This is a genomic window from Pseudomonas sp. SP16.1 (genome assembly GCF_052682975.1).
Window position 1 is genome coordinate 4670669 of the sequence record NZ_JBQYFZ010000001.1, and the last position, 26434, is coordinate 4697102.

Consider the following 26434-nt stretch of genomic DNA (forward strand, 5'->3'; position numbering starts at 1 on the left):
GGCTTGCATTCGGCGCGACGAGCCCCCACCCTCTAGCGGTCACTGGCCAATCCGAACCTTTATGGACCCCTCCACGAGTCTTCCCGTTTCCGTCTACTTCGCCGATGTCGGCCTCGTTCTGTTCGCCCTGTTTCTGGTCCTGCTCAACGGCTTCTTCGTCGCCGCCGAGTTCGCCATCGTCCGCCTGCGCGCCACCAAGGTCGACGCGCTGGCCGAGGCGCACGGCTGGCGCGGGCATATCCTGCGTACCGTGCACAACCAGATGGACGCCTATCTGTCGGCCTGCCAGCTGGGCATCACCCTGGCCTCGCTGGGCCTGGGCTGGGTCGGCGAGCCGGCCTTCGCCGAGCTGCTCACGCCGCTGCTGATGGCCGTCGGCATCGAGTCGGCCAAGCTGATTCACGGCATCGCCTTCTTCACTGCCTTCTCGATCATTTCCTACCTGCATATCGTCGTAGGCGAGCTGGCGCCCAAGTCTTGGGCGATCCGCAAGCCCGAACTGCTCTCGCTGTGGACGGCGGCGCCGCTGTACGCCTTCTACTGGCTGATGTACCCGGCGATCTTCCTGCTCAACGCCAGCGCCAACGCCATCCTGCGCATCGCCGGGCAAGGCGAGCCGGGGCCGCATCACGAGCACCACTACAGCCGCGAGGAACTCAAGCTGATCCTCCACTCCAGCCGTGCCGGCGCGCCTACCGACCAGGATCTGCGTGTGCTGGCCTCGGCGGTGGAGCTGGGCGAGCTGGAGGTGGTGGACTGGGCCAACTCGCGCGAGGACCTAGTGTTTCTGGAGCTCAATGCCAGTCTCGATGAGGTATTCGCCACCTTCCGCCGGCACAAGTACAGCCGCTATCCGATCTTCGACGAGAGCAAGGGCGAGTTCGTCGGCGTGCTGCACATCAAGGATCTGCTGCTGCAGCTGTCGCTGCTGGAAATGTTGCCCTCGGCGCTCAAGCTTGGTGAGCTGATGCACCCGCTGGAACGGGTCGGCCGACACATGCCGCTGTCGCAGTTGCTGGAGCAGTTCCGTCAGGGCGGCGCGCACTTCGCCCTGGTCGAGGAGGCCGACGGCAAGGTGATCGGCTACCTGACCATGGAAGACGTGCTCGAGGCGCTGGTCGGCGATATCCAGGACGAACACCGCAAGGCCGAGCGCGGCATCCTCGCCTACCAGCCGGGCAAGCTGCTGGTGCGCGGTGACACGCCGCTGGCCAAGGTCGAGCGTCTGCTCGGCGTCGACCTCGACCATATCGAGGCCGAGACCCTGGCCGGGCTGATCTACGAGACCCTCAAGCGCATGCCCGAGGAAGAGGAAGTGCTGGAAACCGAGGGCCTGCGCATCATCGTCAAGAAGATGCGCGGGCCCAAGGTGGTGCTGGCCAAGGTGCTCAGGCTCGACTGACGCCGCGTGGCGCCTCGCCGATGCCGCGCAGCGCCGGGCGGCAGCGGCGCAGCAGCAGGGCCAGGGTCACGGCGTACAGGCCGATGACCGTCAGCCCCACCCACTGGATCTCGAACGGGGTGAACTTGAACGCCAGCACCAGGGCGCCGAGCAGGACGAAGTGGCAGGCGATGAAGCGCCCGCGGCCCAGGCGCTGGACGCTGAGGCCGAGGTTGTCGCTGTACAGGCGCACCAGCGAATCCACCGAGTTGATCACGAAGATCACCCCCACGCCGAGCATCGCCAGCTTCCACAGCGGGGCGATGGCGATGTCTGCGGCGAAATAGTGGTGCAGCACGGCGAACCAGATCGCCAGCGGGATCGACGGGATGATCAGCAGCGCCAGCAGCAGCTGGTAGGTCTTCAGGCCGCCGACGAAGCGCGAGACGAACTGGCCGATCATGATGCTCCAGGCGAACCACCAGAACAGGTAGAAGGCGTGGTAGTCGCTCAGCGGCAGGACGAAGCGCGGCAGCTCGGCGAAATAGCCCTCGCCGATGGCCGTCGCCGCCGAGGCGAAATGCTCGGAGCCGAAGGCGCCGACCAGGGCCATGCCCAGGATCAGGGCGAAGAACAGCCAGGTGGAGGCGACGCTGAGGATCTTCAGGTAGCGGATGTCGGTGCTGGAATAGATCGCCGCCAGGAGTATCGCCACCACCGTCAGGTAGTGCCAGGACTCGCTGAGCTCTGGGGCGTACCAGGCGATGTTGACCAGGAACAGATAGGCGGTGAAGGCGCAGGTGGAGACGATCACCAGGTTGTTCACCAGCTTCACCGGACGCAGCTCGAACAGCTTGACCCGCGGCTCGATCACGCAGAAATAGAAGGTAGTGATGAAGTAGAACACCCAGATCAGGAACCCCCAGAAACCGAAGGCCACCGCCAGCGGGTTGGAGAACTGGTAGGGCTCCTCGCTGGCGTATACCGGGAACTCGGTCAGCGGGAAGATGATCAGGCCCATGTCCAGGCCCGAGGTGAAGAGGATGGCGAGGAAGGTGAACAAGCCCACCGGCTCGCTGCCGGTGCAGCGCAGCCTGCCCCAGCGCACCAGGACCCAGAGGGTCAGGCCGAGTAGGGCGAGAATCGCCGCGGAGAGTACGACTGTCATAGGATCCCCTTTGTGCGCTCCGGAGTGGGCGCGGAGCATGTTGTTGTAGGGTGGATGCGGCCGCTGCGTGGCGGCATGGGAGACCGATCCTGGCGGATCGGTTCAGGCGGCGCATATCTGAGGGCGCCCTCGTATGACCTGTTTCCGGCCATTGGCGGGCGCCGATCCGATGCTACAGACGTACTACTGAGCGCCTCCGCCGTTGGACTCGCGGTCTCGGTGTCGCGTCGCCGCCCGCCCAACCTCCGACCGGAAAGCCCGCCGCTCGCTTGGCTGGCGAACCCAATCTGGAGTAGGGTCGGCCTGAGCGGGCTGGGAAGGAGAGAACGATGCGCAAATGGCAATGCGTCGTGTGCGGTTTCATCTACGACGAGGCCGAGGGGCTGCCCGAAGAAGGCATCGCCCCGGGCACCGCCTGGGAAGATATTCCCGCCGACTGGGTATGCCCGGACTGCGGCGTGGGCAAGGCGGATTTCGAGATGATCGAGATCGCCTGAGAAGCGGTTCAAGCAGGATCAATGGCGACGGCCCGCGGGCCGTCGCCGCGTTTATCAAGCGAGGAGTGGAACATGAGTGCACCCGTAGCGACGCCCGTAGTGATCGTCGGCACCGGCCTGGCCGGCTACAACCTGGCCAAGGAATGGCGCAAGCTCGATACGGAAACGCCGCTGTTGCTGATCACCGCCGATGACGGGCGCTCCTACTCCAAGCCGATGCTCTCGACCGGCTTCGGCAAGAACAAGGAAGCCGACGGGTTGGCCATGGCCGAGGTGGGTGCGATGGCCGAGCAGCTCAAGGCGGAGATCCGCACCCACACCCGCATCACCGGTATCGACCCGGGGCACCAGCGCCTGTGGATCGGCGAGGAGGCCGTGCCCTACCGCGACCTGGTGCTGGCCTGGGGCGCCGAGCCGATCCGTGTGCCCGTGGAAGGCGACGCCCAGGACGCCATCTACCCGATCAACGACCTGGAGGACTACGCGCGCTTTCGCGCGGCGGCCGCCGGCAAGCGCCGCGTGCTGCTGCTCGGCGCCGGGTTGATCGGCTGCGAATTCGCCAACGACCTGTCCGCGGGCGGCTATCAGGTCGAACTGGTGGCGCCCTGCGAGCAGGTCATGCCCGGCCTTTTGCATCCGGCTGCCGCGGCTGCGGTGCAGGCCGGCCTGGAGAGCCTCGGCGCGCGGTTTCACCTCGGGCCGGTGCTGGCCAGCCTGCAGCGCAAGGACGACGCCCTGGAGGCGCATCTGTCCGACGGCACCCTGATCGCCTGCGACCTGGTGCTTTCCGCCGTCGGTCTGCGTCCGCGTACCGAACTGGCCGCCGCCGCCGGGCTGGCGGTGGGGCGCGGGGTGCAGGTCGACCGCCAGCTGCGCACCTCCCACGCGAACATCTATGCCCTGGGCGACTGCGCCGAGGTGGACGGGCTCAACCTGCTCTACGTCATGCCGCTGATGGCCTGCGCCCGCGCCCTGGCCAAGACCCTGGCCGGCGAGCCCACTGCGGTGGCCTACGGCGCGATGCCGGTGACGGTGAAGACGCCAGTCTGTCCGCTGGTGGTATCGCCGCCGCCGCGCGGTACCCAGGGTGAGTGGACAGTGGAAGGCGGCGGTGGCGACATCAAAGCGCTGTGCCGCGATGTCGACGGGGCCCTGCTGGGCTACGCCCTGACCGGTACCGCTGTGCAGGAAAAGCTGGCGCTGAATCGGGAGCTTCCGGCGATCTTGGCCTGATTGCCAGATGTTCTGTCGGGTATGGCATCAAATTGACCGGACAAAGTGTCAGGCGATACTGGCGTAGTGCGATCCGGCATGCCATTCTCCCTGGGGTCTGCCGCAGCGCAGAGCTGTTGCGGCGCCTTGGGCGCTGTTCTGGAAGGACAGCACGGACACAACAACAAAAAACCGTCAAAGAGGCATTTATGCGTAAACCGGAACTCGCCGCCGCCATCGCCGAGAAGGCGGATCTGACCAAAGATCAAGCCAATCGCGTCCTCAACGCCGTACTGGAAGAAATCACCGGTGCACTGAACCGCAAGGACAGTGTGACCCTGGTGGGCTTCGGTACCTTCGTCCAGCGCCACCGTGGCGCCCGCACCGGAAAGAACCCGCAAACCGGCCAGCCGGTGAAGATAAAGGCCAGCAATACCGTCGCCTTCAAGCCGGGCAAGTCCCTCAAGGATGCGGTCAACTGAGTCTGCCGCCCGGGGCCGCCCGGCTCCGGGCCTCTTCCTTTCTCGGGGGCACCTACGCGGTATCGACCGAGCTTTCGACAGGCTGTAGTCCTGGCGGAAAGTCACTACAATGCGCGGCCATCATCTTCGATCGCGAGGCCTGTGCATGAAATTTCGTTTTCTCCTGTGGATGCTGGGCCGGCTCATGGCCAAGGCCAGCCGCGACAATCCCGCCTTTCGCCAGCAGCTAGAAGGCCGCGACCTGGTGTTCCAGCTGCACAGCCTGGATGGCAAGGTGGCGCGCCACTTCATCGTCGCGGGCCAGCGCATCCGCAGCAAGCGTGGCACGGTCAGCGAACCGGCCTTCGCCCTGGGCTTCAAGGACGCCGCCTACGGCTTCGCCACCCTGACCGCGAAGAACAAGCAGCTGGCGTTCATGCAGGGCATCCAGAACAAGGACATCCAGATCCAGGGCAATCCGGCGCTGGTCATGTGGTTCCAGGGGTTGACCAAGTACCTGAAACCGAAGAAGCAGGCCGAGGTGCCGAAGAAGGCCGCCTGAGGCTCACGCTGGCGTGGCGGCGCTGGCTGCTGCGCTTGGCTTTGGCTAGGCTGCCTGCGACGCCCTCGCGGAAAGCCGACCATGCGTCCATTGCTGTTGTCCTTGTTGTTGTTGGCGGCCGCTGCGGCCAGAGCCGAAGCGGTTGCGCCGCCAGCGCTGTTGCCGCTGTTCGAGCTCGCCGGTATCCACCTGCTCTGCGAACAGAGCGCGCCGTTGGTGCAGCGCGGCCAGGCGCCGGCCGAGCGGGAGCGTCTGGGTCAGTTGTTCGCCGGAGAGGCGCTGTGCCTGGATCTGGCCAAGCGGATCAGCGTCCGGTTCGATGCCACGCGACTGGCGCAGGCCCGACAGCGCCTCGACAGTCCGCTGGCCCGACGCTTCAGCGCCGCCGAGCGCGCGGTGGGCGAGCAGCCGCAAGGTCTGGCCGAATACCGCCGACGCCTCGTCCAGCAGCCGCCGCGCGGCGTGCGTCTGCAGCTGGTCCGGCGTCTGGATGCCGCGGCGCGCACCACCGCCCTGGCCAGCCTGCTGCGTTATGAGGTGGGCAAGACCCAGGCCTTGCTGGCGCTACTGGCGCGCGGCGAGAACCTCGACGAGGCCGAGCTGCAGGCGCAGACCCGGCGCCAGGCCGAGAGCATCCGCCAGTCCAGCGCGCAAGCGGTGGAATCCTTCATGCTCTATGCCTACCGACAGATGCCCAGCGACCAGCTGGCCGAATACGCCGCGCTCTATGAACACCCCGATATCAGCCGGCTGCTCTCTGCCAGCCTGGAGACGTTACCGCAACTGTTCGGCGAGCGGCGCGAGCTGCTGCGCCGGCAGGCAGACACGCCATAGCCGCGGGCGTTGGCGGGCTGCATCGGTACGGGGCGCCATGCCCGCTACCTGCCCGTCAGGCGGCCTATGCCAGGAGTCAGTGCGGGTGCTGGAACTGCGCCGCCAGTTCGCGCAGCGCCACCTCGGCGTCCAGCACCTTGTTCACCGCGTCCTCGGCCTTGTCCTGGCTGATGCCGAGTGCTTCGAACAGCTCATCGGGAATGGCTTCCCGCGGCCCGGCGCCGATGCCGCGATTGCGCAGCAGGCTGACGGCCAGGCAGATCAGGTTGGCGAAGGCGGCATTGTCGCCGGCGTAGCCCGGATCGTGCTGGAAGCGCAGGGCGCAGGCCAGCTCGTCCGGCATGTCCCAGTGGCGCATCAGCCAGGCGCCGATCTGCTCGCGGCTGATGCCCAGCAGGTGCTGTTCGATATGGCTGTGGCTGAGATGCGGGTTGACCTCCAAGTGGCGGCAGATCAGCGAGAAATGCGGTGGGAAAACGTGTGCCAGGACCAGATAGCCGAAGTTGTGCAGCAGTCCGGCGAGGTAGGTCAGGCCCGCTTCCGGGCGCTGCGCGCGGGGCATGGCGCGGGTCAGGCCCTCGATCACCGCGGCGGTATAGATCGCCTGTTGCCAGTAGGGGGTGGCATGTTGTGGCTGATCCTTGGGCAGGCTCAGGGTCTTGCCCAGGGCCAGGCCGAGGGCCAGGTTGATCACCAGGTCGAAGCCCAGCACGCGGACGATGGCGTCCTCCACCGAGCGGATCTTGCCGGGTGCGGCGTAGTAGGGCGAGGCCGCCCAGCTGACCACCTGGGCGGCCAGCGCCGGGTCGGTCTCCACCACCCCGGTGATGTCGTCCACGGAGGCGTCCGGATCGACACGCAGCTTGATGATCTTCTGCGCGGTTTCCGGCAGCGGCGGAATCTCGATGGTCTCCTCCAGGCGCTGCTGGATGCGTCGGGCGGTGAAGGCCTGCACCGCCTGGGTGATCTCGGCGCGGTCGTCGGCGGGGCGGTCGAGGTTGAGTTTGATCGCGCTCACCGGCTGGCCGAAGCGCGCCGCGCTGGCCTTGCTCAGCAGCGTCTTGTAGGCCTCGGTGGGGATCTCCAGGAGCACGCCGGGCTGGCCGGACTCCACCAGCAGGTTGGGCACCTGCAGCAGGCGTTCCTCGTACAGGCAGGGCGAGCTGGTCAATGGCGGCAGGCCGGGCAGCAGGGCCAGGCTGTGCTTGCCGAGCATGCGCTCGAGGCGCTCGGGCTTGACCGCTGTCAGCTGGCGCCCGGTGAGCTCGGCCAGGCGGCCCAGATCGAGCAACTGGCTGCGCGGGTAGAGCACCAGCAGTGCGCCGACGGCGTCTTCCAGCAGCACCGCCAGCAGGCGCGCGTCCGCCGGCAGCTCGGGGCGCTCGGCGCAGACGCGGTAGGGTATGGCGAGCTTGTCCAGCAACTGCAGGATCACCGCCGGCGGCTGCGCGGTGGCGTTGGGAGCGAGGGCTGCATCAGTCATATCGGTATCCGGCGTTGGCGCGTCTGCCCGGAGTATAACCAGCGGGTATCTGCGCAAAGGTTGGTGGCGACGGTCGCCATGTGATCTGCTTCACACTTGACCGTATTGCTGGCCGTGGCGCAACCAGCGTTCTAATAATGGAGCCACGTGTTGCGGCCAATGTTCCAACAACGCCTGCGCGGCGTCGCGCACCGCCGGCAGCAGGTCGGCGTCGCGCATCAGATCGGCGACCTTGAACTGCAGCAGACCGGTCTGGCGGGTGCCGAGCATTTCCCCGGGGCCGCGCAGTTCCAGATCCTTCTCGGCGATGACGAAGCCGTCGCAGGTCTCGCGCATGATGGCCAGGCGCTCGCGGCCCAGCTGCGACAGCGGCGCATGATAGAGCAGCACGCAGTGGCTGGCGGCGCTGCCACGACCGACCCGCCCACGCAGCTGGTGCAGCTGGGCCAGGCCCAGTCTTTCCGGGTTCTCGATGATCATCAGGCTGGCATTGGGCACGTCGACGCCGACTTCGATCACCGTGGTGGCCACCAGCAGCTGCAACTCGCCGCGCTTGAACTGGTCCATCACCGCGGCCTTCTCGGCCGGCTTCATGCGCCCGTGGATCAGGCCGACGCGCAGCTCGCCCAGCGCCGCGGAAAGCTCCTCGAAACTGGTCTCGGCGGCCTGGCAGGTGAGCTCCTCGGACTCCTCGATCAGGGTGCACACCCAGTAGGCCTGGCGACCCTCGCGGCAGGCGGCGCGGACCCGCTCGATCACCTCGAGGCGGCGACTGTCGGCGATCACCAGGGTATTGACCGGGGTGCGCCCGGGCGGCAGCTCGTCGAGGATCGAGGTGTCCAGGTCGGCGTAGGCGCTCATCGCCAGCGTTCGGGGTATGGGGGTCGCGGTCATGATCAGCTGGTGCGGGCAAAGGCGGCCGTCGATGCCTTTCTGGCGCAGGGCCAGGCGTTGCTGCACACCGAAGCGATGCTGCTCGTCGATGATCACCAGCGCCAGGCGCTTGAACTGCACCTCGTCCTGGAACAGCGCATGGGTGCCGACCACCATCGGCGCGCCGCCGGCGATCTGCGCCAGCGCCGCGGCGCGTGCCTTGCCCTTGAGCTTGCCGGCCAGCCAGGCGACCTCGATGCCCAGCGGCTGCAGCCATTTGCTGAAGTTGAGGAAATGCTGCTCGGCGAGGATTTCGGTGGGCGCCATCAGCGCCACCTGGTAGCCGGCCTCCAGCGCCTGCAGCGCGGCCAGCGCGGCGACCACCGTCTTGCCGGCGCCGACGTCGCCCTGCACCAGGCGTAGCATGGGCTCGTTCTGGGCCAGGTCGTAGGCGATCTCGGCGCCGACCCGCTGCTGCGCGCCGGTGGGGGCGAAGCCCAGGTTGTGCAGGTACTGCTGCGGCAGTTTCTGCGCCGGCGGCAGCGCCGGCGCCTGCTGCGCGCGCACCTGCTCGCGCAGGCGCTGCAGCGACAGCTGATGGGTCAGCAGCTCCTCGAACGCCAGGCGGTGCTGGGCCCAGTGGCGGCCCTCGGCAAGTTCTTCCAGGTCGGCATCCGGCGGCGGTCGATGCAGGTAGCGGATAGCCTCGTCCAGCGGCGCCAGGCGGTAGTCGCGGGCCAGCTCGGCGGGCAGCCAGTCCGGCAGGCTGCGCGGCCCCAGGCGCGCCAGCGCCTGCTGGCTGAGCTGGCGCAGGCGCTGCTGGGTCAGGCCCTCGGTGCTCGGGTAGATGGGGGTCAGGCTCTGTTCCACCGGCGCCGGCTCGGCGCCGCTCTGTGCGCGGTATTCCGGGTGGTAGATCTCCAGGCCGGTGGCACCGGGGCGCACCTCGCCGTAGCAACGCAGCGCCGTGCCGCGCTTGAGGCCGTCCTTCTGCGCCTGGCTGAAGTGAAAGAAGCGCAGGGAGAGAGTGCCGCTGCCGTCCTGCAGGCGCACCAGCAGGCTGCGCCGACGGCCCATGACCACGTCGGCGCCGGCGACCACGCCTTCGACCACCGCGTCCTGTCCGGGGCGCAGCGCGCCGATGGGGGTGATGCGGGTGCGATCCTGGTAGCGCAGCGGCAGGTGGAACAGCACGTCCTGCAGGTTTTCCAGGCCGACCTTGGCCAGCTTCTCGGCCAGGGCCGCGCCCACGCCCTTGAGCGCGGTGACGGAAACCGCCGCCAGTTCGCTCACCGCGGGCCTCAGGCGCTCTTGACCTGCGGACGAGCCACCGAGCACAGGCGCACGGAGTCGGCCAGCACCTCGATGGCGTTGGGCCGCGGGAAGCTGGCGCGCCAGGCGATGGCCACGGTGCGGAAGGGTACCGGTGCACTGAGCGGGCGCACCTCAATTACCCCGGGGGCATAGTGATGGCTGTCTACCGCGGAGAACGGCAGGATCGACACGCCCAGGCCGGAGGCGACCATATGGCGGATGGTCTCCAGCGAGCTGGATTCGACCGTGGTGTGCTTGGCGTGGTCGTCGCCGCCCTTGCGCAGGCTGGGGCAGGCTTCGAGCACCTGGTCGCGGAAGCAGTGGCCCTCGCCGAGCAGCAGCAGGCTCTTGTCGTTGAGCATCTTGGTATCGATGCTGTCCATCGCCGCCCAGGGATGGCCGGCCGGCAGCAGGGCGTAGAAGGGTTCGTCGTACAGCGGCTTGGTCAGCACGTCGGCTTCCTGGAACGGCAGGGCGATGATGATCGCGTCGAGCTCGCCGGTGCGCAGCTTGTCGCGCAGGATATGGGTGAAGTTCTCCTCGATGTACAGCGGCATGTCCGGGGCGACCCGGTGCAGCTGCGGGATCAGGTGCGGGAACAGGTAGGGGCCGACGGTATAGATGGCGCCGATCTTCAGCGGCGCGGTCAGCTGGTTCTTGCCGGCCTGGGCCAGTTCGCGGATGCCTTGGGCCTGCTCCAGCACCTTCTGCGCCTGGGTGACTATGCCTTCGCCGACCGGGGTCAGGCGCACCGCGCTCTTGCTGCGTTCGAAGATCAGCACGCCGAGCTCGTCCTCCAGCTTCTTCACCCCGACCGACAGGGTCGGCTGGCTGACGTGGCAACGCTCGGCGGCGCGGCCGAAATGCTGTTCCTGGGCGAGGGTGACGATGTAGCGCAGTTCGGTGAGGGTCATAGTGTTTATCCATTAAGTTGCCGACAAGCATAGCCTTTGCATTGAGACGAACCAACCGGGCTACACTGCGCCTTCGCACAAATAACGGGGAGAACCGCATGCCCGCCTGCAACAACCTGCTGATCGCCGGATGCGGCGACGTCGGTACCCGCCTCGGTCTGCGCATGGCCGCCGCCGGCTGGCGGGTGCATGGCCTGCGTCGCAGCGTGGCGGCGCTGCCGCGGGCCATCGAGCCGGTCGCCGGCGACCTGCTCGCAGATAGTTGCCCGGCGGCCTGGCCGCAGGGCGAGCTGGATTACCTGCTGTACTGCGCGACCGCCAGCCAGCGCGACGAGGCCGGCTACCGTGCCGCCTACGTCGACGGCCTGCGCCACGTACTGGCCTGGCTGGCGCAACACGGCCAGCGACCGCGGCGCCTGCTGTTCGCCTCCAGCAGCGGGGTGTACGGCCAGCAGGACGGGCAGTGGATCGACGAGGACTCGCCGGCCGAGGCACAGAGCTACTCGGCGCGGATCATGCGCGAGGCCGAGCGGCTGGCGATCGATAGCGGTCTGCCGGCCACGGCGGTGCGCCTGACCGGTCTCTACGGCCCGGGGCGCGAGGCGCTGCTCAATCAGGTGCGCCAGGGCTATCGGGTCAGCGAGCAGCCGCCGCTGTACGCCAACCGCATCCATGTCGAGGACGCCGCCGGCCTGCTGGCCGCCCTGCTGCAGGCCGATGCCCGTGGCGAGGCCCTGGCCGACTGCTACCTGGGCGTCGACGACGAGCCGGCGCCGCTGCACGAGGTGGTGGCTTGGCTGCGCGGGCAGCTGGGTGTCAGCCACTGGAGCGATGAGCAGTGCATACGCCGCGCCGGCAGCAAGCGCTGCAGCAACGCGCGCGCCCGCGCGCTGGGCTGGACGCCGCAGTACCCGAGCTACCGCGAGGGCTATGCGGCGATCCTGGCGGGGCGCTAGGTGAACGCCAATCGTTTGCTGGCCAAGCCCTGGCTGCCGGGCGTGGAGTTGTTCCACGCCGACTTCTCCGGACAGGCGTTCGGCCGTCACAGCCACGATGCCTTCGCCATCGGCGCCATTCTGGCGGGCGTCGGCGGCTACCAGTGCCGTGGCCAGCGCCACGCTTTGCCGGCCGGCACCCTGTCGCTGATGAACCCGCAGGAGCCGCACACCGGCCACGCCGAGTCGGCCCGGCTGGTCTACCGCATGCTCTATGTCGAGGAGTCGCGGCTGCCGGCGCTGCTCGGGCGCAAGCGCCTGCCCGACGGCTTTCGCCGCCTTAATCCGGACGACGACGGCCAGGTCGCGGCTGGCCTGGCGCGCCTGGCGGCGGAGTTCGAACGCGGCGACGCCTTGAGCCTGGAGAGCGAACTGCTGGCCGTGCTGGAGCTGGTATTCGTCCGCCACGGCGGCTTACGCGCGGCCCGCTCGGCGCCGCGCGACGGCGGGGTGATCGCCTGGGTGCGTGACTATCTCGAGGCGCATTATGCCGAGGCGGTCAGCCTGGAGCAGTTGGCCGGCCTGGTTCAGCGTCATCCGCGCCACCTGATCGAGGCCTTTCGCCGCGCCTATGGCGTACCACCGCACACCTACCTGCTGCAGCGCCGCGTGCGCGAAGCCAAGCGCCTGCTGCTGAGCTGGCAGACGCCGCTGGAGGTGGCTCTGAGCCTGGGTTTCTACGATCAGGCGCATTTCGCCGGCACCTTCAAGCGCTTCACCGGCGTCACCCCCGGGCAGTTCCGCCGCAGCGCGCTAACCTGAGTTTTCTCCAAGACCCCGGCGCAGGGCCATCAGGAAACTGATTGCCCTGCTTGCCGGAGGTCGCTGTCGATGTTTGCCTTGTTCGTGCTGGTGGCCAGCACCCATTTCGCCGCCCTGCTGTCGCCGGGGCCGGACTTCTTCCTGCTGATTCGTACGGCCCTGGGCGAAGGCCGGCAGCAGGCCGATGGCTGCGCCGCCGGGATAGCCCTGGCCAATCTGCTGAGCATGCTGCTGGTGTTGCTTGCCCTGGGCCTGCTGCCGGGGCAGGGCGCCGGCTTCTGGCAGGTGCTGCAGGCCCTGGGCGGCGCCTACTTCGCCTGGATCGGTATGCAGGCCCTGCTGTCGCGGCGTGACCTGCAATTGCCGTCGGGGCCGCAGGCGACGGCCGGCAGCTGGTGGCGCGGGCTGCGCCAGGGGCTGCTGGCCAGCAGCCTCAATCCCAAGCTGGCGCTGTTCTATGCCGGCTTGTTCGGCGTGCTGCGCGAGGCGGCCATGCCGGTCTGGGGGCTGGTCCTGGTCATGGCCTGGATGACCCTGGTGGTCTGGCTGTGGGATCTGGCGCTGGTGCGTCTGCTCGGCCGGCGACGCTGGCGCGGCTGGCTGCAGCGCCGGGTGCGCTGGCTGGACCGGGGTTGCGGGGCGATGCTGCTGGCGCTGGGCAGCTGGCTGTTGCTGGGGGCTTTGGGCTGAAGGCGGGCGGCTGGTGTGGATGCAATCCGGGCATCGACTGCCGCCATAGTCCTGGATTGCACCCGGGCTGCGGGGGACATCCTTGCCGCGGCAGAGCCTTGCGCCAGCTAGCGCCGCTTGAGCAGCCAGCGCTGCGGTCCGGGCTGGTACTCGGGCATCTCGTCGAACTGGGCGCGGTTGTGCGCTTCGAAGATGCGCAGCCGATTGCCCTCGTGGACGAACAGCCAGGGACTGCCCTGGTCGCCGGCCTGCAGCCACAGGCTGTCGTGCTCGCCGCTCATGGCCGCGCAATCGCCGGCCAGGCACAGGGCGAAACGCTCGGCGCCGGGCAGGCCCTGGACCTGGCCATTGTCGATGAAGCGCACCAGGCCGCCCTGTCCCTGGCCTTCTTCGATCAGCCAGTCGCCGCCCAGATAGTCGCGGTACAACGCCTGCTCGAAGCTGCTGCCCAGCGGCGCCTGCTCGTCGCCGCGCGTCGGCGCCCGGGCGAAGCGCTGCTCGGGCCAGTAGCCGCTGGCTACCTGGGTCAGCTGGTCGCCCTGCAGGCGCAGCTGTTCCTCGTAGTCGCCGTAGAACGTCACCTGCCACTGGCCAGCACCGACGGCCTGCAGGCGGCCCTCGACCAGTTCGAAGCCGTTGCTGTAGCTGGCCTGCTGGCGCTCGGGGTGGATCTGCCATTCGAGGTTCGGCCCATAGGCCAGCAGCGCCTCGCGCAGGCGTCCGCTTTCGCGCGCCGCATCGATGGCGGCCTGGTTGATCCAGGTGCCGCCCGGATCGTCGGGCGGGGGGCTAGCGCAGCCGGTGAGCAGGGCGCCGCACAGCAGCAGGGAAAACAGGCGCATGGGCGATCTCCATGCTCGGGGAAAGGAAGAGGGGCGGGGCACCGGGCCCCGCCGCGGGACTTATTCCAGAACCAGAACAGCGTCCATTTCCACCTGCGCGCCGCGCGGCAGGGCGGCCACGCCGATGGCGGCGCGGGCCGGGTAGGGCTGCTCGAAGTAGCGGCCCATGACTTCGTTGACCTTGGCGAAATGGGAGAGGTCGGTGAGGAAGATGTTCAGCTTGACGATGTCCTTGAACGAGCCTCCGGCGGCTTCGGCAACCGCCTTGAGGTTCTCGAACACCTGCACGGTCTGCGCCTCGAAGCCTTCGACCAGCTCCATGCTGACCGGGTCCAGCGGGATCTGCCCGGACATGTAGACGGTGTTGCCGGCCTTGATCGCCTGGGAGTAGGTGCCGATGGCGGCGGGGGCCTTGTCGCTGGTGATGACGGTCTTGCTCATGAATCGCTCCTTGGAAAAGGCAGCCTCAGGCGCTGGGCCTCAAGCTGCGGATAAAGGCGGTTGTCAGGCTACAGGCTGCAAATGGCAGGCTCAAGAAACCGGCTAATGCTTGTCGCTTGCAGCTCGAGATTTGTCGCTGCCGTTAGGCGCGCACACGGGTGATGCGCATCACGCCCTTGATCGCGCGCAGTTTCTTGATCACCCGGGCCAGGTGGACGCGGTCATGCACGCTGACCACCAGCTGCACCACGCTGATGCGGCCGTCGCGCTCGTCCATGCTGATTTTCTCGATGTTGCCGTCGGCGGCGTTGACGCTGCTGGCCAGCAGGGCGATCAGGCCGCGCTGGTGCTCCAGCTCGACGCGCAGTTCGACGTTGAATTCGCCGGCGACATCCTTGGCCCAGTTGAGCTGGATGCACTTCTCCGGGTTGTGGCGGATTTCGCTGATGTTGCGGCAGCTTTCCAGGTGCACCACCATGCCCTTGCCGGCCGACAGGTGGCCGACGATGGGGTCGCCCGGAATCGGCGTGCAGCACTTGGCATAGTTCAGCACCAGGCCCTCGGTGCCGCGAATGGCCAGCGGCCCTTCGCTGTTCGGCAGGGCGTCGCCGCTGTCCGCCAGCAGGCGTCGCGCCACCACATAGGCCATGCGGTTGCCCAGGCCGATGTCCTCCAGCAGATCCTCGATGACCTCGTGGCGGTATTCGCCGAGCACTGCCTGCACCCGTTCGGCAGGAATCTTTTCCAGGTGGCTGTCGAAGCTGGCCAGCACCTTGTTCAGCAGGCGCTCGCCGAGGCTGATCGATTCCGAGCGACGCTGTTGCTTGAGCGCGTGACGGATATGGGTGCGCGCCTTGCCGGTGACCACGAAATTGAGCCAGGCCGGATTGGGTCGTGCGCCCGGGGCGGTGACGACTTCCACCGTCGAACCGCTTTCCAGCGCCTGCGACAGCGGCGCCAGGCGGCGGTTGATGCGGCAGGCGATGCAGGTGTTACCGACGTCGGTATGCACCGCATAGGCGAAGTCCACCGCGGTGGAGCCCTTCGGCAGCTCCATGATGCGCCCCTTGGGCGTGAACACGTAGACCTCGTCGGGGAACAGGTCGATCTTCACGCTCTCGATGAATTCCAGCGAGTTGCCGGCGCGCTGCTGCAGTTCCAGCACGCCCTTGACCCACTGGCGCGCGCGGGCGTGGTTGCCCTTGGGCACTTCGTCCTCGTTGGACTTGTACAGCCAGTGCGCGGCGATGCCGTTGTTGGCCATCTCTTCCATCTCGCGCGTGCGGATCTGGATCTCGATGGGCACGCCGTGCATGCCGAACAGCGTGGTGTGTAGCGACTGGTAGCCGTTGGCCTTGGGTATCGCGATGTAGTCCTTGAAGCGGCCGGGCAAGGGCTTGTACAGGTTGTGCACGGCGCCGAGCACGCGGTAGCAGGTGTCGACCTTGTCGACGATGATGCGGAAGGCGTAGACATCCATGATCTCGTTGAATGCCTTACGCTTGCCGCGCATCTTCTGATAGATGCTGTACAGGTGCTTCTCGCGGCCGATCACCTCGCCGTCCATGCCCTCGCGCTGCAGGCAGGCCTTGATCGACTCCTCGATCTTGTTGACGATCTCCTTGCGGTTGCCGCGGGCGCGGCGCACGGCGGCGCGGATGCGCTCGGAGCGCATCGGATGCATCGCCTTGAAACCGAGGTCCTCGAACTCCACGCGCATGGCGTGCATGCCCAGGCGGTTGGCGATGGGGGCGTAGATCTCCAGGGTTTCCTTGGCGATGCGCCGGCTCTTCTCGTGCGGCATGGCATCGAGGGTGCGCATGTTGTGCAGGCGGTCGGCGAGCTTGACCAGGATCACGCGAATGTCGCGGGCCATGGCCATGGCCATCTTCTGGAAGTTCTCGGCCTGTGCCTCGGCCTTGGTCTCGAAGTTCATCTGGGTCAGCTTGCTGACCCCGTCGACCAGTTCGGCCACGGTCTCGCCGAACTGCGAGTTGAGCGCTTCCTTGGCGATGCCGGTGTCTTCGATCACGTCGTGCAGCATGGCGGCCATCAGGCTCTGATGGTCCATGTGCATGTCGGCGAGGATGCTGGCCACGGCCAGCGGGTGGGTCACGTAGGCTTCGCCGCTGCGGCGGCGCTGGCCATCGTGCGCCTGTTCGGCGTAGAAGTAGGCGCGGCGGACCAGGTTGACCTGGTCATGGCCGAGGTAGGTCGAAAGCCGATCGGCGAGAGCGTCTATGCCGGCCATGGGATGCTCCCCGGATGACTGGCTGTATGCCTCGAGCGACTTCGACCCGGCTTCATCGACTTACAGAGGCTCGTTGGCCTCTTCCTCGAAGGCGGCGAACAGCGGTTCTTCTTCGACGATGTCTTCCTGGGCGACCACTTCGTAGTCCACCAGGCCAGCGGCGATTTCGCGCAGGGCGACCACGGTGGGCTTGTCGTTTTCCCAGGCAACCTTCGGCTCCTTGCCGCCGGTAGCCAGCTGGCGCGAACGCTTGGTCGCGAGCATGACCAGTTCGAAGCGGTTATCAACGTTGTCCAGGCAATCTTCGACGGTAACGCGAGCCATGGTGTTCCTCGTAACTTGTGCGGATAGGCTTGGCCCGAGCGGGCGAGCGGACTGAATAGTCTAAAAAATCACCAGCGACAATGGAAGCGCTGTTTTATGCCAGCAACTCGCCGAGCAGGCCGGCATGGCGCTGCTGCTGGCTCTCCTGGCGCAGCTGGTTGGCGCGGAAGATCGCCTTGAGATCGCTCAGGGCGTGGGCGAAGTCGTCGTTGATCACCAGGTAGTCGAACTCGACGTAATGGCTCATCTCGCTGACCGCCTCGCGCATGCGCCGTTCGATGATCTCGCCGCTGTCCTGGCCGCGGTTGGTCAGGCGGTGGCGCAGGGCCTCCTGGGTCGGCGGCAGGATGAAGATCGACTTGGCCTGCGGCATCAGCCGGCGCACCTGCTCGGCGCCCTGCCAGTCGATCTCCAGAATCAGGTCGAAGCCCTCGGCCAGGGTCTGCTCGACCCATTTCTGCGAGGTGCCGTAGAGGTTGTCGAAGACCCGGGCATGCTCGAGGAACTCGCTGCGCTCGAGCATGGCGTTGAAGCGCTCATGGTCGACGAAGTGATAGTTGACCCCGTCCACCTCGCCCGGACGCATGGCGCGGGTGGTGTGCGACACCGATACGCGAATCTGCGCCTCGCTGTCGACCAGCGCCTTGACCAGACTGGTCTTGCCGGCGCCGGAGGGCGCGGAAACTATGTAGAGGGTGCCGGTGGTAATGGCCATGGAAGCATCCTGGAAAATCGTTGGACGAAGAGTAGCAGCCGTGGTGTCGGCGTTATTCGATGTTCTGCACCTGTTCGCGCATCTGCTCGATCAAAACCTTGAGGTTGACCGCCGCCTGGGTGCTGCGCGGATCGAAGGCCTTGGAGCCGAGGGTGTTGGCCTCGCGGTTGAGTTCCTGCATGAGGAAATCCAGGCGCCGGCCGGCGGCGCCGCCGGCCTTGAGCACCCGGCGCACCTCGCTGACATGGGTGCTCAGGCGATCCAGCTCCTCGGCGACGTCGCTCTTCTGCGCCAGCAGCACCAGCTCCTGCTCCAGGCGCTGCGGGTCCAGTTCGGCCTGCAACTCGGCGAAGCGTGTCTCGATCTTGGCGCGCTGGTTGGCCAGCATCTGCGGCACCAGCTCGCGCAGCGCGGCGACCTCGGCGAGGATGGCGTCCAGGCGCTCATTGAGCAGCTTGGCCAGTTCCGCGCCTTCGCGCGCGCGGCCGGTCCGGAGCTCGCCCAGCGCCTGGTCGAACAGGCTCAGGGCGGCCGCATTGAGTGCCTGCGGGTCGGCGCTATCGGCCACCAGTACCCCTGGCCAGGCCAGCACCTCCAGCGGGTTGATCGGCGCCGGCTGGCGGATCAGCGCGGCGACCTGCTCGGCGGCGGCGATCAGCTGGCGGGCGCGTTCGTCGTCGACCTGCAGCTGCTGGCCGCCGGTTTCCTCGGCGAAGCGCAGGGTGCACTCCACCTTGCCGCGCGACAGGCCCTGGCGCAGGGCTTCGCGCAGCGCGCCCTCGAGGTCGCGGAAGGCGTCCGGCAGGCGCAGGTGTGGTTCCAGGTAACGGTGGTTGACCGAGCGCAGCTCCCAGCTCAGGGTGCCGTGCGCGGTCGCCTGCTCGCGGCGGGCGAAGGCCGTCATGCTGTGAACCATGGGGTACCTCTCGGAAAGTCGGCTCGAAAGGCGGGCGATTGTAGCCCAGGGGCCGTTCCCATTTCATTCGCTGGTGTTGCAGAGGCAGCAGGGGGCGTTACGTCGGTCGCAGCCAATTCGCCGTGTCGCCCCGCCCGGTGGCCCCCTATAATGCGGGCTGTTTTCCCTTTATGAAGTAGGTATCGCTCGATGAAACGTCCCAGTGGCCGCGCCGCCGATCAGTTGCGCTCGATCCGCATCACCCGCAACTACACCAAGCACGCCGAGGGTTCGGTGCTGGTGGAATTCGGCGACACCAAGGTGATCTGTACGGTCAGCGTCGAGTCCGGCGTGCCGCGTTTCCTCAAGGGCCAGGGTCAGGGTTGGCTGACCGCCGAGTACGGCATGCTGCCGCGCGCCACCGGCGAGCGTAACCAGCGCGAGGCCAGCCGCGGCAAGCAGGGCGGCCGTACCCTGGAGATCCAGCGCCTGATCGGCCGTTCGCTGCGCGCCGCGCTGGACATGAGCAAGCTGGGCGAGAATACCCTGTACGTCGACTGCGACGTGATCCAGGCCGATGGCGGTACCCGCACCGCCTCGATCACCGGCGCCATGGTCGCGCTGATCGACGCGCTGAAGATCCTCAAGAAGCGCGGCGCGCTGAAGGGCGAGCCGCTCAAGCAGATGATCGCCGCGGTGTCGGTGGGCATGTATCAGGGCGAGCCGGTGCTGGATCTCGACTATCTGGAGGATTCGGCCGCCGAGACCGACCTCAACGTGGTGATGACCAACGCCGGCGGCTTCATCGAGGTGCAGGGCACCGCCGAGGGCGCGCCGTTCCAGCCGCACGAATTCAACGCCATGCTGGCGCTGGCGCAGCAGGGCATGAACGAGATCTTCGAGTTGCAGCGGGCTGCCTTGGCCGACTGACACTTTCCCAGAGCAAGGAGCAGCATCATGAGCGACGACCTGCAAAACCCGGTTCCGACGCCCAGTCAGGAAGCCCGCCAGTGGGCGATGTTCTGCCATTTCGCCGCCTTTCTCGGGCTGGTGTTCCCCTTCGGCAACCTGCTCGGGCCGCTGATCATCTGGCAGATCAAGAAGGATCTCGACCCCTTCGTCGACGCCCAGGGCAAGGAGGCGCTGAACTTCCAGATCAGCGTGGCGCTGGCGGCGGTCGTCTGCTTCATGCTGATGGTGGTGATCATCGGTTTCCCGCTGCTGGTGCTGGTGGGCGTCGCCGCGCTGGTGCTGACCATCATCGCCGGGATCAAGGCCAACGAAGGTCAGGCCTACCGCTATCCCTTCGCCTGGCGCCTGGTGAAGTAGTCGGCGACAGGTACAAAAAAGCCGGCGCGATGCCGGCTTTTTTCTGTCTGTCGATCAGACGCTGAGAATCCAGTCGTAGTCGACGATCAGCGGCGCATGCCGGGAGAAGCGAGGCTGGCGCGGCAGGCGCGCGGTGCGCACGCTGCGGCGCATGCCCGGGGTGAGCAGCTGGTAGTCGAAGCGGTAACCCAGGTTGAGGATCTCCGCCTGCTCGCTGTCCGGCCACCAGCTGAACTGGTCGCCTTCGCGGCTGACTTCGCGCAGGGCGTCGACATAGCCCATGCTGCCGATCACCTCGTCCAGCCAGGCGCGCTCGGGTGCGAGGAAGCCCGGCGACTGCTGGCAGTCGCGCCAGTTCTTCACGTCCAGCTTCTGATGTGCCACGTGCAGCGAGCCGCAGTAGATGTACTCGCGACGCTTGCGCCGTTGCTTGTCCAGGTAATGGGTGAAGTCGTCCATGAACTTGAATTTCTGATTCAAGCTCTCGTCGCCGTCCCGGCCGGTTGGCAGGAGCAGGCTGGCGATACTTACCTTGTCGAAATCTGCCTGCAGGTAGCGCCCGTAGCGATCGGCCATCTCGAAGCCGAGGCCGCTGATCACCGCCTTGGGTTGCAAACGCGAATAGAGTGCCACGCCACCTTGGCTGGGCACTTCAGCATCGCATGCATAGAGGAAATAACCATCCAACTGGAAGGCTTGGTCGTCCATTTCAAAGGCGGAGGCTCGGGTGTCCTGCAGGCAGATCACGTCGGCATTCTGGGCTTGCAACCAGCTGAGCAGTCCTCGCTCGGCCGCAGCCTGAATACCATTCACGTTCACACTGATGATCCGCATAAATGGCCCCCAAAAACACGTGCGTGTATGATACCCGAGCTCATCTCAATTAGCTAAATCCGTGCCGTTCGGGACTTTTTCATGCAAGCGTACCAGCGCGAATTCATCCGTTTTGCCATTGAACGCGGGGTCCTGCGTTTCGGTCAGTTCACCCTCAAGTCCGGGCGCACCAGCCCCTATTTCTTCAATGCCGGCCTGTTCGACAGCGGCCTGGCGCTGGCCCAGTTGGGGCGCTTCTATGCCGCCGCCATCGTCGACAGTGGCATCGACTTCGATGTGCTGTTCGGCCCGGCTTACAAGGGTATTCCCCTGGCGGCGACCACCGCGGTGGCGCTGGCCGAGCATCACGGCCGCGACCTGCCCTGGTGCTTCAACCGCAAGGAAGCCAAGGACCACGGCGAGGGTGGCACCCTGGTCGGTGCGCCGCTGGCCGGTCGCGTGCTGATCGTCGACGACGTGATTACCGCCGGCACCGCCATTCGCGAGGTGATGCAGATCATCCAGGGCCAGGGCGCCCGGGCCGCCGGCGTGCTGATCGCGCTGAATCGCCAGGAGCGCGGCCAGGGCGAGCTGTCGGCGATCCAGGAAGTCGAGCGCGACTTCGGCATGCCGGTGGTGAGCATCGTGTCACTCGAGCAGGTGTTGGAATACCTGGCGGACGATGGCGAACTCAAACAATATCTCCCGGCTGTGCAAGCCTATCGCGCCGAGTACGGAATCTAAGCACAAGGTATCTCTCGTCATGCCCAAGCCGCTCCTGACCCGCTGTACGCTGCTGCTGAGTCTGCTGCTGCCGTTGGCGGGCGTGGCCACCGAGCTGTATCGCTACGTCGACGACAAGGGCGTGACGGTGCTCAGTCGCCAGGGTGTGCCGCCGCAGTTCATCGGCAGGGGCTATGAGGTGCTCAATGACCAGGGTCGCGTGCTGCGGGTGATACCGCCCGCGCCGACCGCCGAGGAATACGCACGCATGCAGGCGGACAAGGCGCGCGCCAGCAGCGATGCGCAGTTGCTGCGCCTGTACAGCAGTCTTGAGGACGTCGACCGCGCCCGCGAGCGCAAGCTCGCCGAAATCGACGGGGTGAGCAGCGTGGCGCGTGGCAATCTGCAGTCGGTGCGCACCCAGCAGGCCAACCTGCAGGGCCAGGCCGCCGAGTACGAGCGGGCCGGGCGCGAAGTGCCGGCCAACCTGCTGCTTCAGATCAACAATCTCAAGGATGAACAGCAGCGCCTGCTGCGCGATATCGCCCGCTATCGGCAGGTGCGCAAGGATGCCGAGGCCGGTTTCGCCGCCGATCGCGCGCGCCTGGCCGAGTTGTTTGGCGAGCCCAAGGCCAAGCCCTAGACGCGGGCGCCGCAAGCCCCCTGATCGTTCCCCGCAGCCAGACCGGCAGCGCTGCGCGTGGGCGTCTTTCACCGTCGCGCCGGATCGGCGCTGCCACCTGGGGTGCGACGATGCGCTTGCATTGCCCTCATCGGCCCTGCTGGCCCCCGGCGTTGGTCTCTTGCATCCCAGCGGGCGTCTCCCGGAGGCAGAGAGGCATCAGGCGGCCGCGTCAGCATCGGATGGCCGCGATCGGTCCCCTCGCCCATAAATGGGAGAGGGAGCAGGGCGCGGGCCTTGGGTGAGCGGTATTACGCGGAGCGGCCGCTGGTTACGGACGCTTGCGGTTGGTGATCAGGGTGCCGACGCCGCTGTCGGTGAAGATCTCCAGCAGCACCGCGTTGGGCACCCGACCGTCGACGATATGCGCGCTGTGCACGCCGCCCTGCACCGCTTCCAGGGCGCAGCGGATCTTCGGCAGCATGCCGCCGTAGATGGTGCCGTCGGCGATCAGGGCATCGACCTGCTCGGTGGTCAGGCCGGTGAGCACTTCGCCCTGCTTGTCCATCAGGCCGGCGATATTGGTCAGCAGCATCAGCTTCTCGGCCTTCAGCGCCTCGGCCACCTTGCCGGCCACCAGGTCGGCGTTGATGTTGTAGGATTCGCCGTCCGGGCCGACGCCGATGGGCGCGATGACCGGGATGAAGTCGCCGTGCACCAGCATGTTGAGCAGCTCGATGTTGACCCCGGTGACCTCGCCGACGTGGCCGATGTCGATGATTTCCGGCTGGGTCATCTCCGGCGTCTGCCGGGTCACCTTGAGCTTCTTGGCGCGGATCAGTTGGGCATCTTTGCCGGTCAGGCCGATGGCGCTGCCGCCGTGCTGGTTGATCAGGTTGACGATGCTCTTGTTGACCTGGCCGCCGAGCACCATCTCCACCACGTCCATGGTGGCGGTGTCGGTGACGCGCATGCCGTCGACGAAGTGGCTTTCGATGCTCAGGCGCTTGAGCAGATCGCCGATCTGCGGGCCGCCGCCGTGCACCACCACCGGGTTGATGCCGACGGCCTTCATCAGCACGATGTCGCGGGCGAAGCCCTGCTTGAGCTCCTCGCTTTCCATGGCGTTGCCGCCGTACTTGATCACCAGGGTCTTGCCGACGAAGCGGCGGATATAGGGCAGGGCTTCGGACAGTACCTTGGCAACCTGGGCGGCGGCGTCACGCTCGAGGGTCATGCGGGGGCTCCTGGAAAAAATCGGTCAAAAGGGAAGTTGCAGGTCGGGGGCGAGCTTGTTCAGCTGGCCACGGAACACGTCCTGGATGCGCGCCAGCTCGTCCTCGCTGTCGGCCTCGAAGCGCAGTACCAGCACCGGCGTGGTGTTGGATGCGCGGATCAGGCCCCAGCCCTTGGGATAGTCGACGCGCACGCCATCGATGCTGGTCAGGTTGGCTTCGCCCCACTGGGCCTCGCGCTGCAGGCGCTCGATCAGCGGGAACTTGCTCTGCTCGGTCACCTGGATATTGATCTCCGGGGTGCACACGTCGCTGGGGAAGGCGTTGAACACCTGCTCGGTGTCGCGCTTGTCCAGGCTGAGGATCTCCAGCAGGCGCGCGGCGGCGTAGATGCCGTCGTCGAAGCCGTACCAGCGCTCCTTGAAGAAGATGTGCCCGCTCATCTCGCCGGCCAGCAGGGCGCCGGTCTCCTTCATCTTCTTCTTGATCAGCGAGTGGCCGGTCTTCCACATCACCGGGCGACCGCCGTAGCCGCTGATCAGCGGCGTTAGGCGGCGGGTGCACTTGACGTCGAAGATGATGTCGGCGCCGGGGTTGCGTGCCACCACGTCCTTGGCGAACAGCATCAGCAGGCAGTCGGGGTAGACGATGGTGCCGGTGTTGGTCACCACGCCGACGCGGTCGCCGTCGCCGTCGAAGGCCAGGCCGAGGTCGGCGTTTTCCGCCTTGACCCGGGCGATCAGGTCCTTGAGGTTCTCCGGCTTGCCCGGGTCCGGATGATGGTTGGGGAAGGTGCCGTCCACCTCGCAATACAGCGGAATCACGCTGCAGCCCAGGGCTTCGATCAGCTGCGGGGCGATCACCCCGGCGGCGCCGTTGCCGCAGTCGACCACCACCTTGAGCGGCCTGGCCAGGGCGATGTCGTCGCGAATGGTGGTGAAGTAGCGCTCCAGCACGTCGACCTGCTGCACGCTGCCGACACCGCTGGCCAGGTCGTTGTTGTCGATGCGCGCCTTGAGCGCCTGGATCTGTTCGTTGGCCAGGGTGTCGCCGGCGATGACGATCTTGAAGCCGTTGTAGTCCGGCGGGTTGTGGCTGCCGGTGAGCATCACCGCAGAGCGGCCTTCCAGTACATTGGCGGCGAAATACACCACCGGGGTCGGTACCATGCCGATGTCGGTGACCTGGCAGCCGCAGTCGAGCAAGCCCTGCACCAGCTGCTGCAGCAGTTCGGGGCCGGACAGGCGGCCGTCGCGGCCGACGATGACGTTGGGCTCGCCCTGGGCCAGGCTCTGCGAACCGATGGCGCGGCCGATCCAGTAGGCGTAGTCGGCGGTCAGGCTGTCGCCGACCACCCCGCGGATGTCATAGGCGCGAAAGATGTCGGCGGGTAGGCTCGGGGCACTTTGGGTCATGCTCATGGCGGATGTCTGCTCCAGTCCCAGGAGATCCTGGTCTTCATCGAGAATGTCGATATCGAGGATATCGGTGTCTTGGAACAGCGGATCGACCAGTTCGGCAGCTTTGCTGCCGGGCTTGGCGGCTGGCGCCGGGGTTACTGCATCGGCCGTGACCGGGTTGCTCGTCTCACTGTTCCGCCTGGGCAAGCGCGCCAGGCTCTGGGCGAGGCTGTCCAGTGCTGGCAGGCTCAGGCTGATGGCTTTGACGGCTTTTCCGGCGGAGAGTTCTTTGAGCATCTGCCCGAGCTGCTGCGCATCGCCGAGCAGGCGGCGCTGCTGGGCGGCTTGCAGCAGCATCAGGCCGATCAGCGCGCCGCTCAGTGCCAGCAGCGCGGCGAGGCCGAACAGGGCTGGTGAGATGCCGCCGCCGACCAGGCCCGGGCCGGGGCTGAAGCTGAGCGTCCAGTTGGGATTGCCGGTGGCGAAGCTGTGCGCCGCGCCGGCCGCATCCTGGCCACGCTGCAGCAGCACCTGTGCCGGGGTTTTGGCGAACTGCTGCACCAGTTGCAGCTGGCCCAGTTCGGGCGGCAATGGTGGCAGGCTGGCGAGCAGGCGCTGCAGGTCGACGGCCAGCAGCAGGGTGCCCAGCGCTGGCTGATTGTCGCTCTGGCGCAGTGCCACGACGCTGTAGGCCAGCCAGCGCTCGTCGATCCTGTAGGCTTCCACCGCCGGCTGCTGGCCGCTCTCGGCGCGGCGCAGCATGTCCAGCCCGGCGAAGTTCATCGGCGCCGGGCGGCTGCGGTTCTGCACCGCTTCGCCGCGGCGGTTGAGGTGGGCGTCGATCACGCCGTCGCGGTAGCCCAGGCGCCGCTCGGCCTCGCGCAGCTGCTGGCCGTCGCCGCTCTGCAGGGCCTGGAGCAATTCGGGGTTGCGCGCCGCAGCGAGGCCATCTGCCTGCAGTTGGCGTAGCGCCTGCTGCACCGCGGCGGCCTGGCTGCCGCCGATGGCCTGGACCAGCTCGGCCTGGCGCGTTCTGTCGCTATTGTCCTGGGCGACCCAGAGCAGGGCGCAGCCGGCGCCGATACCGAGGCTGGCGGCGAGCAGGCCGGGCAGCAGCGGGCCGAACGCCCTGCTCTTGCGCGATGGCGCTGCAGCCAGCGGGGTGTCGGCTTCCTTGGCGGTGCGCTTGAAGAGTTTCACGGCGGTGCTCCTCGGGCGGGTCGTCCTGTGGATGGATTCGGCTCAGTGACTGCCGGAATGGCCGAAGCCACCGGCGCCGCGCTGGCTCTCGTCGAACGCATCGACCAGTTCGAAATGCGCCTGCACCACCGGCACCAGTACCAGTTGCGCAATGCGCTCGCCGATGGCGATGGTGAAGGGCGTCTGCCCGCGGTTCCAGCAGGACACCATCAGCTCGCCCTGGTAGTCCGAGTCGATCAGGCCGACCAGGTTGCCGAGGACGATGCCATGTTTGTGGCCGAGGCCCGAGCGTGGCAGGATCAGCGCGGCCAGGCCCGGGTCGCCGATATAGATCGACAGGCCGGTGGGAAGGAGTACGGTCTGGCCCGGTTCGAGCACCAGGTCCGCATCGAGCATGGCGCGCAGATCGAGGCCGGCGGAGCCCGGGGTGGCGTATTGCGGCAACGGGAAGTCGCGGCCGAGGCGTGGGTCGAGAATCTTGGCTTGTAGGGCGTGCAT

Annotated in this window: 27 protein-coding genes; 13 read left to right on the plus strand and 14 right to left on the minus strand. The window is 67.0% G+C overall.

Annotated elements, in window-relative coordinates; translation table 11 throughout:
• Nucleotides 1-61 precede the first annotated feature (61 nt).
• Nucleotides 62-1402 carry a hemolysin family protein gene (locus ACUTAF_RS21990; RefSeq protein ID WP_445581952.1) on the plus strand — a complete coding sequence of 447 codons (1341 nt, stop codon included), beginning with the start codon at nucleotides 62-64 and terminating at the stop codon, nucleotides 1400-1402.
• Here the strand turns inward: ACUTAF_RS21990 and ACUTAF_RS21995 are convergent.
• Complete coding sequence (locus ACUTAF_RS21995; RefSeq protein WP_445581953.1) at nucleotides 1389-2549, minus strand: BCCT family transporter; 1161 nt, start codon at nucleotides 2547-2549, stop codon at nucleotides 1389-1391. The two genes, ACUTAF_RS21990 and ACUTAF_RS21995, sit on opposite strands and share 14 nt — an antisense overlap.
• A gap of 329 nt (nucleotides 2550-2878) precedes the next feature.
• Between ACUTAF_RS21995 and rd the strand changes: the two genes are divergently transcribed.
• The 5 genes from rd (at nucleotide 2879) to ACUTAF_RS22020 (ending at nucleotide 6115) form a co-directional block, all read left to right on the plus strand.
• Nucleotides 2879-3046 carry a rubredoxin gene (gene rd / locus ACUTAF_RS22000; RefSeq protein ID WP_003242575.1) on the plus strand — a complete coding sequence of 56 codons (168 nt, stop codon included), beginning with the start codon at nucleotides 2879-2881 and terminating at the stop codon, nucleotides 3044-3046.
• A gap of 72 nt (nucleotides 3047-3118) precedes the next feature.
• A complete protein-coding gene (locus tag ACUTAF_RS22005) occupies nucleotides 3119-4279 on the plus strand; it encodes an NAD(P)/FAD-dependent oxidoreductase (RefSeq protein ID WP_445581954.1) in 1161 nt (386 codons plus the stop codon).
• Nucleotides 4280-4467: 188 nt separating this feature from the next.
• Nucleotides 4468-4740 (plus strand): HU family DNA-binding protein, encoded by a 273-nt coding sequence (locus ACUTAF_RS22010; protein WP_003242571.1) that lies wholly within the window; start codon nucleotides 4468-4470, stop codon nucleotides 4738-4740.
• Nucleotides 4741-4885: 145 nt separating this feature from the next.
• Complete coding sequence (locus ACUTAF_RS22015; protein WP_445581955.1) at nucleotides 4886-5281, plus strand: helicase; 396 nt, start codon at nucleotides 4886-4888, stop codon at nucleotides 5279-5281.
• An 81-nt stretch (nucleotides 5282-5362) separates the two neighbouring features.
• On the plus strand, nucleotides 5363-6115 hold the full coding sequence (locus tag ACUTAF_RS22020) for a hypothetical protein (RefSeq protein WP_445581956.1): 753 nt from the start codon (nucleotides 5363-5365) through the stop codon (nucleotides 6113-6115).
• Between the two features lie 76 nt (nucleotides 6116-6191).
• On the opposite strand, the gene ACUTAF_RS22025 is transcribed toward ACUTAF_RS22020, so the two are convergent.
• The 3 genes from ACUTAF_RS22025 to ACUTAF_RS22035 form a co-directional block, all read right to left on the minus strand.
• Nucleotides 6192-7598, minus strand: coding sequence for an aminoacyl-tRNA deacylase and HDOD domain-containing protein (locus ACUTAF_RS22025; protein WP_445581957.1), 1407 nt, complete (start codon nucleotides 7596-7598; stop codon nucleotides 6192-6194).
• 90 nt (nucleotides 7599-7688) lie between these two features.
• Complete coding sequence (recG, locus tag ACUTAF_RS22030) at nucleotides 7689-9764, minus strand: ATP-dependent DNA helicase RecG (RefSeq protein ID WP_445581958.1); 2076 nt, start codon at nucleotides 9762-9764, stop codon at nucleotides 7689-7691.
• An 8-nt stretch (nucleotides 9765-9772) separates the two neighbouring features.
• A complete protein-coding gene (locus ACUTAF_RS22035; RefSeq protein WP_445581959.1) occupies nucleotides 9773-10699 on the minus strand; it encodes a hydrogen peroxide-inducible genes activator in 927 nt (308 codons plus the stop codon).
• A gap of 98 nt (nucleotides 10700-10797) precedes the next feature.
• On the opposite strand from ACUTAF_RS22035, the gene ACUTAF_RS22040 reads away from it, so the two are divergent.
• From ACUTAF_RS22040 to ACUTAF_RS22050, 3 genes are all read left to right on the plus strand, one after another.
• A complete protein-coding gene (locus ACUTAF_RS22040; RefSeq protein ID WP_445581960.1) occupies nucleotides 10798-11655 on the plus strand; it encodes an NAD-dependent epimerase/dehydratase family protein in 858 nt (285 codons plus the stop codon).
• On the plus strand, nucleotides 11656-12456 hold the full coding sequence (locus ACUTAF_RS22045) for an AraC family transcriptional regulator (RefSeq protein WP_445581961.1): 801 nt from the start codon (nucleotides 11656-11658) through the stop codon (nucleotides 12454-12456).
• 69 nt (nucleotides 12457-12525) lie between these two features.
• Complete coding sequence (locus tag ACUTAF_RS22050) at nucleotides 12526-13146, plus strand: LysE family translocator (protein ID WP_445581962.1); 621 nt, start codon at nucleotides 12526-12528, stop codon at nucleotides 13144-13146.
• Between the two features lie 107 nt (nucleotides 13147-13253).
• Here the strand turns inward: ACUTAF_RS22050 and ACUTAF_RS22055 are convergent, their stop codons facing one another.
• The 6 genes from ACUTAF_RS22055 to ACUTAF_RS22080 all read right to left on the minus strand — a co-directional run bounded on the left by ACUTAF_RS22055 (nucleotide 13254) and on the right by ACUTAF_RS22080 (nucleotide 18635).
• Entirely contained in the window at nucleotides 13254-13988 is a 735-nt protein-coding gene (locus ACUTAF_RS22055; RefSeq protein WP_445581963.1) for a hypothetical protein, read from the minus strand.
• A gap of 60 nt (nucleotides 13989-14048) precedes the next feature.
• Nucleotides 14049-14429, minus strand: coding sequence for a RidA family protein (locus tag ACUTAF_RS22060; protein ID WP_445581964.1), 381 nt, complete (start codon nucleotides 14427-14429; stop codon nucleotides 14049-14051).
• A 142-nt stretch (nucleotides 14430-14571) separates the two neighbouring features.
• Nucleotides 14572-16680: a bifunctional GTP diphosphokinase/guanosine-3',5'-bis pyrophosphate 3'-pyrophosphohydrolase gene (spoT, locus tag ACUTAF_RS22065; protein ID WP_445581965.1), complete on the minus strand. Its 2109-nt coding sequence runs from the start codon at nucleotides 16678-16680 to the stop codon at nucleotides 14572-14574.
• Between the two features lie 60 nt (nucleotides 16681-16740).
• Complete coding sequence (gene rpoZ / locus ACUTAF_RS22070; protein WP_003242550.1) at nucleotides 16741-17004, minus strand: DNA-directed RNA polymerase subunit omega; 264 nt, start codon at nucleotides 17002-17004, stop codon at nucleotides 16741-16743.
• 94 nt (nucleotides 17005-17098) lie between these two features.
• The gene (gmk, locus tag ACUTAF_RS22075; RefSeq protein ID WP_445581966.1) at nucleotides 17099-17719 is read right to left on the minus strand and encodes a guanylate kinase; all 621 of its coding nucleotides are present in this window, start codon (nucleotides 17717-17719) and stop codon (nucleotides 17099-17101) included.
• A gap of 52 nt (nucleotides 17720-17771) precedes the next feature.
• Nucleotides 17772-18635: a YicC/YloC family endoribonuclease gene (locus ACUTAF_RS22080; RefSeq protein WP_445581967.1), complete on the minus strand. Its 864-nt coding sequence runs from the start codon at nucleotides 18633-18635 to the stop codon at nucleotides 17772-17774.
• Between the two features lie 189 nt (nucleotides 18636-18824).
• Between ACUTAF_RS22080 and rph the strand changes: the two genes are divergently transcribed.
• On the plus strand, nucleotides 18825-19544 hold the full coding sequence (gene rph, locus ACUTAF_RS22085) for a ribonuclease PH (protein WP_445581968.1): 720 nt from the start codon (nucleotides 18825-18827) through the stop codon (nucleotides 19542-19544).
• A gap of 27 nt (nucleotides 19545-19571) precedes the next feature.
• Nucleotides 19572-19943 carry a DUF4870 domain-containing protein gene (locus ACUTAF_RS22090; protein ID WP_445581969.1) on the plus strand — a complete coding sequence of 124 codons (372 nt, stop codon included), beginning with the start codon at nucleotides 19572-19574 and terminating at the stop codon, nucleotides 19941-19943.
• A 54-nt stretch (nucleotides 19944-19997) separates the two neighbouring features.
• Here the strand turns inward: ACUTAF_RS22090 and ACUTAF_RS22095 are convergent, their stop codons facing one another.
• Complete coding sequence (locus tag ACUTAF_RS22095) at nucleotides 19998-20777, minus strand: exodeoxyribonuclease III (protein ID WP_445581970.1); 780 nt, start codon at nucleotides 20775-20777, stop codon at nucleotides 19998-20000.
• 81 nt (nucleotides 20778-20858) lie between these two features.
• Between ACUTAF_RS22095 and pyrE the strand changes: the two genes are divergently transcribed.
• Complete coding sequence (gene pyrE, locus ACUTAF_RS22100; protein ID WP_445581971.1) at nucleotides 20859-21500, plus strand: orotate phosphoribosyltransferase; 642 nt, start codon at nucleotides 20859-20861, stop codon at nucleotides 21498-21500.
• A 19-nt stretch (nucleotides 21501-21519) separates the two neighbouring features.
• A complete protein-coding gene (locus ACUTAF_RS22105; protein WP_445581972.1) occupies nucleotides 21520-22122 on the plus strand; it encodes a DUF4124 domain-containing protein in 603 nt (200 codons plus the stop codon).
• Between the two features lie 310 nt (nucleotides 22123-22432).
• Here ACUTAF_RS22105 and argB read toward each other — a convergent pair whose 3' ends face one another.
• From argB to dut, 3 genes are all read right to left on the minus strand, one after another.
• Nucleotides 22433-23338, minus strand: coding sequence for an acetylglutamate kinase (argB, locus tag ACUTAF_RS22110; RefSeq protein ID WP_445581973.1), 906 nt, complete (start codon nucleotides 23336-23338; stop codon nucleotides 22433-22435).
• Nucleotides 23339-23362: 24 nt separating this feature from the next.
• Nucleotides 23363-24751 carry a phosphomannomutase/phosphoglucomutase gene (gene algC, locus ACUTAF_RS22115; RefSeq protein WP_445582492.1) on the minus strand — a complete coding sequence of 463 codons (1389 nt, stop codon included), beginning with the start codon at nucleotides 24749-24751 and terminating at the stop codon, nucleotides 23363-23365.
• Nucleotides 24752-25978: 1227 nt separating this feature from the next.
• A complete protein-coding gene (gene dut / locus ACUTAF_RS22120; RefSeq protein ID WP_445581974.1) occupies nucleotides 25979-26434 on the minus strand; it encodes a dUTP diphosphatase in 456 nt (151 codons plus the stop codon).

What these genes read in the sequence shown, in the direction of transcription:
- ACUTAF_RS21990 (WP_445581952.1), top strand. Translation starts at nt 62, where the DNA reads ATGGACCCCTCCACGAGTCTTCCCGTTTCCGTCTACTTCGCCGATGTC.
- ACUTAF_RS21995 (WP_445581953.1), bottom strand. Translation starts at nt 2,549, where the DNA reads ATGACAGTCGTACTCTCCGCGGCGATTCTCGCCCTACTCGGCCTGACC.
- rd (WP_003242575.1), top strand. Translation starts at nt 2,879, where the DNA reads ATGCGCAAATGGCAATGCGTCGTGTGCGGTTTCATCTACGACGAGGCC.
- ACUTAF_RS22005 (WP_445581954.1), top strand. Translation starts at nt 3,119, where the DNA reads ATGAGTGCACCCGTAGCGACGCCCGTAGTGATCGTCGGCACCGGCCTG.
- ACUTAF_RS22010 (WP_003242571.1), top strand. Translation starts at nt 4,468, where the DNA reads ATGCGTAAACCGGAACTCGCCGCCGCCATCGCCGAGAAGGCGGATCTG.
- ACUTAF_RS22015 (WP_445581955.1), top strand. Translation starts at nt 4,886, where the DNA reads ATGAAATTTCGTTTTCTCCTGTGGATGCTGGGCCGGCTCATGGCCAAG.
- ACUTAF_RS22020 (WP_445581956.1), top strand. Translation starts at nt 5,363, where the DNA reads ATGCGTCCATTGCTGTTGTCCTTGTTGTTGTTGGCGGCCGCTGCGGCC.
- ACUTAF_RS22025 (WP_445581957.1), bottom strand. Translation starts at nt 7,598, where the DNA reads ATGACTGATGCAGCCCTCGCTCCCAACGCCACCGCGCAGCCGCCGGCG.
- ACUTAF_RS22035 (WP_445581959.1), bottom strand. Translation starts at nt 10,699, where the DNA reads ATGACCCTCACCGAACTGCGCTACATCGTCACCCTCGCCCAGGAACAG.
- ACUTAF_RS22040 (WP_445581960.1), top strand. Translation starts at nt 10,798, where the DNA reads ATGCCCGCCTGCAACAACCTGCTGATCGCCGGATGCGGCGACGTCGGT.
- ACUTAF_RS22050 (WP_445581962.1), top strand. Translation starts at nt 12,526, where the DNA reads ATGTTTGCCTTGTTCGTGCTGGTGGCCAGCACCCATTTCGCCGCCCTG.
- ACUTAF_RS22055 (WP_445581963.1), bottom strand. Translation starts at nt 13,988, where the DNA reads ATGCGCCTGTTTTCCCTGCTGCTGTGCGGCGCCCTGCTCACCGGCTGC.
- ACUTAF_RS22060 (WP_445581964.1), bottom strand. Translation starts at nt 14,429, where the DNA reads ATGAGCAAGACCGTCATCACCAGCGACAAGGCCCCCGCCGCCATCGGC.
- spoT (WP_445581965.1), bottom strand. Translation starts at nt 16,680, where the DNA reads ATGGCCGGCATAGACGCTCTCGCCGATCGGCTTTCGACCTACCTCGGC.
- rpoZ (WP_003242550.1), bottom strand. Translation starts at nt 17,004, where the DNA reads ATGGCTCGCGTTACCGTCGAAGATTGCCTGGACAACGTTGATAACCGC.
- gmk (WP_445581966.1), bottom strand. Translation starts at nt 17,719, where the DNA reads ATGGCCATTACCACCGGCACCCTCTACATAGTTTCCGCGCCCTCCGGC.
- ACUTAF_RS22080 (WP_445581967.1), bottom strand. Translation starts at nt 18,635, where the DNA reads ATGGTTCACAGCATGACGGCCTTCGCCCGCCGCGAGCAGGCGACCGCG.
- rph (WP_445581968.1), top strand. Translation starts at nt 18,825, where the DNA reads ATGAAACGTCCCAGTGGCCGCGCCGCCGATCAGTTGCGCTCGATCCGC.
- ACUTAF_RS22090 (WP_445581969.1), top strand. Translation starts at nt 19,572, where the DNA reads ATGAGCGACGACCTGCAAAACCCGGTTCCGACGCCCAGTCAGGAAGCC.
- ACUTAF_RS22095 (WP_445581970.1), bottom strand. Translation starts at nt 20,777, where the DNA reads ATGCGGATCATCAGTGTGAACGTGAATGGTATTCAGGCTGCGGCCGAG.
- pyrE (WP_445581971.1), top strand. Translation starts at nt 20,859, where the DNA reads ATGCAAGCGTACCAGCGCGAATTCATCCGTTTTGCCATTGAACGCGGG.
- ACUTAF_RS22105 (WP_445581972.1), top strand. Translation starts at nt 21,520, where the DNA reads ATGCCCAAGCCGCTCCTGACCCGCTGTACGCTGCTGCTGAGTCTGCTG.
- argB (WP_445581973.1), bottom strand. Translation starts at nt 23,338, where the DNA reads ATGACCCTCGAGCGTGACGCCGCCGCCCAGGTTGCCAAGGTACTGTCC.
- algC (WP_445582492.1), bottom strand. Translation starts at nt 24,751, where the DNA reads ATGACCCAAAGTGCCCCGAGCCTACCCGCCGACATCTTTCGCGCCTAT.
- dut (WP_445581974.1), bottom strand. Translation starts at nt 26,434, where the DNA reads ATGCACGCCCTACAAGCCAAGATTCTCGACCCACGCCTCGGCCGCGAC.